Raw genomic sequence first — 6339 nt, 5'->3', positions numbered from 1 at the left:
CGAACTTGAATAAATCTTCAGAGAATCTTGAAACATATAAAAACTTGAGTAATCTGTACCAGCCGACTTATCAACTAGTAAGTGAAACTATAAATACTATGAAAACGACAGATGCTGAAGCAAAGGCGTTATTCCCGTTTGTAAGCAAAGTGGAAGGTATGCCTTTTATAGATAATCTAGAACAGACTAAAGCAAGTCGCTATATGGTGATCATCCATACCACATCCACTGTATCTGATGCAGATTCAGAACGAATAAAAGCTTGGCTAGAGGCTAAATTATCAGCACCTGTAACTATTTCTATCGAGCAAACAAGGTCAACTCTATAAGTTGATTTTTTGATTTTGATTAGATTGTTTATTATATAGAGCGATATTAATAACGGTACTAAGTTTGATTGTACCTATTAGGTATATTACCTAGTAGTACGGGGAATCATCTTAGTACCGTTTTTATGTACTTGGCATAGCTAAATGTAATTACTCTTATCTTGCTATAGATTAAAGTTATATTAATACATATATAAAATCTATTATACGAGTAGGAATTAAATTGATATACTTACTACATCGAAATTATTAAATAATCAAATGTAGATACTTGATAAGAAAAATAGATTTATTATAATATCTACAAATGTTGTATACGTATGAGTCCTCGTCCGAGATGTAGGTTTTCATCGTAGATAGGAGGATTACATGAAAAAATGGTTAGCATTAGCAGCGACGGCCGTACTAGGTGCGTCCTTATTGATTAGTGGTTGTGGCTCTTCCACAAATAACGCGAGCTCTAGTGGCTCTAAAGAGGTATTAAAGGTAGCAGCAAATCCTGTACCTCATGCTGAAATATTAGAACAAGTTAAACCTATTTTGGCTAAGGAAGGTGTAGACTTACAAATCGTTGAATTTACAGACTACATCCAACCAAATATGGCTCTATCTAGCCATGAAGTAGATGCAAACTTCTTTGCAAACGTACCTTACCAAAATAACTACAATAAAGATCATGGTACAAACTTTGTAAGCTTTGCACCCGTTCACATCGAACCATTGGCTATCTACTCTCAAAAAATTAAAGACTTGAAAGACTTGCCAAATGGCGCAAAAGTAGCTATCCCGTCTGACCCAACAAACAGTGCTCGTGCACTTCTCTTGTTGCAAAGTGCTGGTCTAGTAACATTGAAAGATCCAACTGGTTTGACTAATACAGTATTTGATGTAACTAGCAATCCTAAAAATATTCAAATTACTGAGTTAGAAGCAGCTCAAATTCCTCGTTCTATCCAAGATTTAGATGCTGCAGTAATCAATGCTAACTATGCGTTGCCAGCTGGTCTTAATCCTACAAAAGATGGCTTATTCGTAGAAAAAGCTGACTCTCCATATGCAAATCTCCTTTCCGTTAACCCTGGTGATGAAAATAAACCAGCTATCCAAAAATTAGCTAAAGCATTACAATCTCCAGAAGTTAAGAAATTCATTGAAGAACATTACAATGGGGCTATTATCCCAGCGTTCTAATATACGGTGAATAAAATTAAGCAATTATAAAGAAGTTGGGGTACCTCAATTATGAGCGTACCCCAACTTTTTTATATATTTTCTACTGTATCTTATAAAGTTTTCTTATTAGATCTAATAAGAAAATCCTTTATTTTTAATTATTTTCTCTATAATCGAAGCAGATTTTAATAATTCTTTTTTTATCTTGAGTATATGTTCTGAAGACGTTGTAAATGTTAGAAAACTTACACTAAGAGCTGCCACAATTTTACCATTTTGTCGTATTGGTAAAGCAATACAACAAGCATGTTTGGTGATTTCTTCGTTTTCGTATGTAAATTTATCTTTATTATTATGAATATTTTGGAATAATTCTAATGGTGTGTGTAGTGTATGGGAAGTAAATAGTTGAAATGGCTCTGGAAATAATTCTTCTAATTCTTTTAAGTCTTTGTCAAATAATAATGCTTTACCAAGAGCAGTTGCATATGCTGGTAGTCTTTTACCGACAGATGAAATGAGTTGAATAGGATTAGTCGTAGTTATTTTTAGTAAATACATAATTTCATTGCCCGTTAAAATTCCTAAATGGCATGTTTCGTTACACTCAGTAGATAATCGTTTAATTTGTTCTTGTATTAAATCTAAAGTAGTATTAGTAGAATCGTACATACTGCTAAGAAATAAAATCTCTTTGCCCATTGTATATAATAGAGTTTCTTTAGAAAAGAGGAGATAATTCCGTTCACATAATGTCTTTAAGATAGGAATTAAAGTGCTTTTTGGACAATGTATCATATTTGATATTTGTGATAGACTGAGTCCTGATTGATTTTCAGCAATAGTCTCAATAATTTCTATAACTCGTAAAGTAGGATTATGTAATTTATCTTTCATCATATTGTAAGTCCCTTTTGATAAATATCTTTAATATAATAATAGCTTTTTTAGCTTAAATTTCAAATAGCATTTTAGAAACATTTTTAGTTTTTAAAATGCTTTTTTTTAGTCTAATATTGAATTTATACTAATATACTCAAAGCTTTTATAATTATTCGTTCGTATATACGAATTATGTTGACATATACGAACACCAGGAATATTATAGGATTAACAAGAGAAGTAAAACTATAAAAGTTTATGGAAATTTATCTATTTTATAGGAGGAATTACTATGAATGCAATTCATGTAAATAATTCTGATAATGTAGGAACTGCACTGACTTTACTTCATAAAAATGATAAAGCGTTAGAGGTTACTATCCAAGAAGAAATACCAAAAGGGCATAAATTTGCAACAAAAAATATTTTAAAAGGCCAACCGATTATAAAATATGGTGCCCATATTGGTGTGGCTAATAAAGATATTAAGTCTGGCGAATGGGTGCATATTCATAATATAGATGGTGAAAGAGGTCGTGGAGATTTAGATTCAACTCTTAAAACCATTAAACAAGATGGTAATAGGTCACATTCGATAACAAATAGCTCTAAGGAATATAAAATTACTGGATTTAGAAGACCTGATGGAAGCTTTGGATTCAGAAATCATGTATTAATAATTCCAAGTGTACATTGTGCTAACAAAGTTGTAGAACGAATTGCAAATGAAGTTAAGTATAGTGGAATATCATCATCCTCTGATTCTAAAGTTGTTTTTGTTAATCATCAACATGGATGTAGTGAATTAAGTTATGATGCGACTCAGACACAAGATGTATTGGTAGGATCTGGTGCAAATCCAAATGTGTATGCCGTACTAGTTGTGGGGTTAGGATGTGAGGTAGTCCAAGCCGAGTCTACAGCTAAACAAATTAAGACACGTACACCATATAAAAGAGTTGAATATTTTAATATTCAGGATTGTGGTGGTGTTAACGCTAGTGTAAAAAAAGGTGTAGAGATTGTAAAAACTATGTTAAATCAAGCTATGGCAGTTAAACGATCAGAAGGAAGTTTAGCTGATGTTGTTTTGGGAACAGAGTGTGGTGGCAGTGATAGTTTTTCTGGCTTGAGTGCAAATCCAAGTTTAGGGGCCGCCTCCGATATTATTGTTAATCATGGTGGAAAAGTTGTTTTAGCGGAAACTACTGAACTTATAGGGGCAGAACATATATTAGCTGAAAGAGCTTGCAATACTGAAGTTCACAAACAAATTTTAGATACTATTAGAAATTTTGAACAAACGGTTATTGATTCACATGCAGATATTAGAGGTGCTAACCCTAGCCCAGGTAATATAGAGGGAGGGTTAAGTAGTATAGAAGAAAAGTCCTTGGGATGTATTTATAAAGCAGGAAATACCACTGTAAACTCTGTCATAAACTATGCCAAGCCAATTACAGCTGATGGGTTAACGTTTATGAATACTCCAGGCAATGATATAGAACAATTAAGTGGTATGGCAGCTGGTGGCTGTAATATTGTCGTTTTTACAACTGGTAGAGGCACTCCAACGGGTAGTCCAATTGTTCCAACAATAAAAGTAGCTTCTAATACAGATACGTTTATTCATATGAATGATTCCATTGATTTAGATGCAGGAACTGTTGTTAGAGGGGAAAAAACAATACAAGAAATGGGGGTTGAAATTATAGATGCCATTGTAGACGTAGGCAATGGACAGGAGACTAAGGCAGAAGAGAATGAACAAAATGATTTTTCGATTTGGCGTTTAGCAACAACAGTATAAAATGATTAAATTTATTATTTTTAGGAGGTAAGTATCATGGATTTACAATTAAAAGGTAAGGTTGTTTTAGTTACTGGTGGTGGCAGTGGTATAGGCAGTGGTATTTCTCTTAGATTAGCTGAGGAAGGTGCAATACCAGTTATTTTAGGAAGATCCCCATTGAAAAAAGAATTTATAGAATCGATGGAATCGATTACCAATAATTATGAATTTGTTCAAATCGATTTAAATGATACCGATAAAATTAAACCAATAGTTGATTCTGTGGCAAAAAAATATGGTGGTATTTATGCTGTTGTTAATAATGCCGGTGCAAATGACAATAAAGCTATTGAAGAAACAAGTTGGCAAGAGTTTGAAAAAAGTTTGCATGGAAATTTAACTCACTATTATGAATTAGTACGTTCTGCATTGCCATATTTAAAAGAAGTAAAAGGCTGTGTATTAAATATTGGTTCTAAGACTGCATTGACTGGACAAGGGAAAACTAGTGCGTATGCAGCTGCTAAAGGTGCTATTTTAGGTTTAACTCGTGAATGGGCAGCAGCATTTTTACCATATGGTGTTCGTAGCAATGCTATTGTAGTGAGTGAATGTTGGACACCACTATACGCAAATTGGATTAAGACTTTTGATAATCCTGAAGAACGGAAAAAAGTGATTACTGATAAAATCCCATTTGAAAGACGGTTTACTACAATAGAAGAAATTGCTAATACAGCAGTTTTTGTTATTTCTTCTTTATCTTCCCATACTACAGGACAATGGATTTTTGTTGATGGTGGATATGTACATTTGGACAGAGCGTTGAGTTAAATCACTCAGCGCTAGGAGGTGGAATTATGTCTACTGATAAAACTGTAAAAATAAGTGGCAGTAAAATTAAGTTAGCTTTTTGGTTGGTTACGATCTTATTCTTTATGTGGGGCGTTAGCTATGGCTTAATTGATGTAATGAATAAAAACTTTCAAAATCAGTTAGGTATTACAAAAGCCACATCAGGTTTATTACAGGCCGCATATTTTGGAGGCTATTTCGTAATAGCTACACCAGCAGCTTTAGTAGCGAGAAAGTTTGGCTTTAAGGGTGGCATTATTATGGGGTTAGCACTTTATGCAATAGGTGCATTATTAATTATTCCTGCTAGTAATGCGTATAGTTTTTACATGTTTCTTGGTGCCTTTTTTATCCTAGCTTGTGGTTTAGGTAGCTTAGAGACTAATGCTAATCCTTACATTACTAAATTAGGTAGTGATAAAGATGCTGCTTTTCGTATTAATGTAGCTCAAATTTTCAATGGTATTGGTCAATTTTTAGGACCTATCATTGGTGGTGCGTTATTTTTATCTGTTACACATGGTGGTGATGTAGCAGATAATATGCATAGTGTACAAATGGTATATGTTGGAATTGCCGCAATCATTATTATTATGTTATTGCTTTTTGTATTTAATAAATTGCCAGAAGGATCCGAGATTTCAGGAGATACGGGCTCAGCTGAAGATAATGAAGTTAGTTATTCAAAACTCTTTAGTTATCGCCATTTTAGACTAGGTGCATTATCTCAATTCTTCTATATTGCCTCCCAAGTTGGTGCAGGAGCATTCTTTATTAATTATAGTGTAGATCATTGGCCAGAATTATCTGATTCTCAAGCGGCATTTTTCTTTAGCATTGCTTTAGTTGCATTTATGGTAGGGCGTGTTGTTACTACACCTTTATTGAAAAAATTTAGACCAGGGTGTGTTTTGGGAATTTATTCCCTTATTAATGTATGTATTATGATTTTGCTTAATATTGTTACTGGTAGTGCATCTGTTTTTATTCTTATTGCATCTTTCTTCTTTATGTCAATTAGTTTCCCAACTATTTTTGCCCTTGCTATTACTGATATACCTGATGCATTGGTTAAAACAGCATCTAGCGTTTTGATTATGACTATTGTTGGTGGTGCTATTATGCCATATTTCATGGGATTAATTGCTGATCATCATAATATTGCTTATTCTTTCTTATTACTAATACCTTGTTTCTTGTTTGTAGCTTGGTATGGATTTTTTGGAAGTTGTCCAAAGAGTATCAACCGTAATTAGTATTATATGAGAACTGACTCTGATTGCGATTCTATTACATACATAATCTAGT

The 6339-nt window shown here is 33.2% G+C and carries 5 protein-coding genes and 1 pseudogene; 5 read left to right on the top strand and 1 reads right to left on the bottom strand.

Annotated features, from left to right (window positions below; genetic code table 11):
• A pseudogene (locus tag RWP19_RS05830) lies at positions 1-329 on the top strand (DUF389 domain-containing protein); the annotation flags it as partial.
• A 369-nt stretch (positions 330-698) separates the two neighbouring features.
• The gene (locus RWP19_RS05825; RefSeq protein WP_295208116.1) at positions 699-1520 is read left to right on the top strand and encodes a MetQ/NlpA family ABC transporter substrate-binding protein; all 822 of its coding nucleotides are present in this window, start codon (positions 699-701) and stop codon (positions 1518-1520) included.
• Positions 1521-1634: 114 nt separating this feature from the next.
• On the opposite strand, the gene RWP19_RS05820 is transcribed toward RWP19_RS05825, so the two are convergent.
• The gene (locus RWP19_RS05820; RefSeq protein WP_314356826.1) at positions 1635-2402 is read right to left on the bottom strand and encodes an IclR family transcriptional regulator; all 768 of its coding nucleotides are present in this window, start codon (positions 2400-2402) and stop codon (positions 1635-1637) included.
• A gap of 274 nt (positions 2403-2676) precedes the next feature.
• Here RWP19_RS05820 and RWP19_RS05815 point away from each other — a divergent pair, with 274 nt between their 5' ends.
• From RWP19_RS05815 to fucP, 3 genes are read left to right on the top strand one after another with little or no spacing between them, the layout of a single operon-like run.
• Positions 2677-4194 (top strand): altronate dehydratase family protein, encoded by a 1518-nt coding sequence (locus RWP19_RS05815; protein ID WP_314356825.1) that lies wholly within the window; start codon positions 2677-2679, stop codon positions 4192-4194.
• A 36-nt stretch (positions 4195-4230) separates the two neighbouring features.
• On the top strand, positions 4231-5010 hold the full coding sequence (locus RWP19_RS05810) for an SDR family oxidoreductase (protein WP_314356824.1): 780 nt from the start codon (positions 4231-4233) through the stop codon (positions 5008-5010).
• Positions 5011-5036: 26 nt separating this feature from the next.
• A complete protein-coding gene (gene fucP / locus RWP19_RS05805) occupies positions 5037-6287 on the top strand; it encodes an L-fucose:H+ symporter permease (RefSeq protein WP_314356823.1) in 1251 nt (416 codons plus the stop codon).
• The last annotated feature ends 52 nt before the right edge of the window (positions 6288-6339 follow it).

Origin of the sequence: uncultured Veillonella sp. (genome assembly GCF_963522475.1) — a bacterium.
Lineage (GTDB): Bacteria > Bacillota > Negativicutes > Veillonellales > Veillonellaceae > Veillonella.
This window is presented reverse-complemented; position numbering and strand designations above follow the sequence as displayed.

Excerpts from the sequence above, each read along its gene's own strand:
- RWP19_RS05820 (WP_314356826.1), bottom strand. The coding sequence starts at position 2,402 with ATGATGAAAGATAAATTACATAATCCTACTTTACGAGTTATAGAAATT.
- RWP19_RS05810 (WP_314356824.1), top strand. The coding sequence starts at position 4,231 with ATGGATTTACAATTAAAAGGTAAGGTTGTTTTAGTTACTGGTGGTGGC.
- RWP19_RS05815 (WP_314356825.1), top strand. The coding sequence starts at position 2,677 with ATGAATGCAATTCATGTAAATAATTCTGATAATGTAGGAACTGCACTG.
- RWP19_RS05825 (WP_295208116.1), top strand. The coding sequence starts at position 699 with ATGAAAAAATGGTTAGCATTAGCAGCGACGGCCGTACTAGGTGCGTCC.
- fucP (WP_314356823.1), top strand. The coding sequence starts at position 5,037 with ATGTCTACTGATAAAACTGTAAAAATAAGTGGCAGTAAAATTAAGTTA.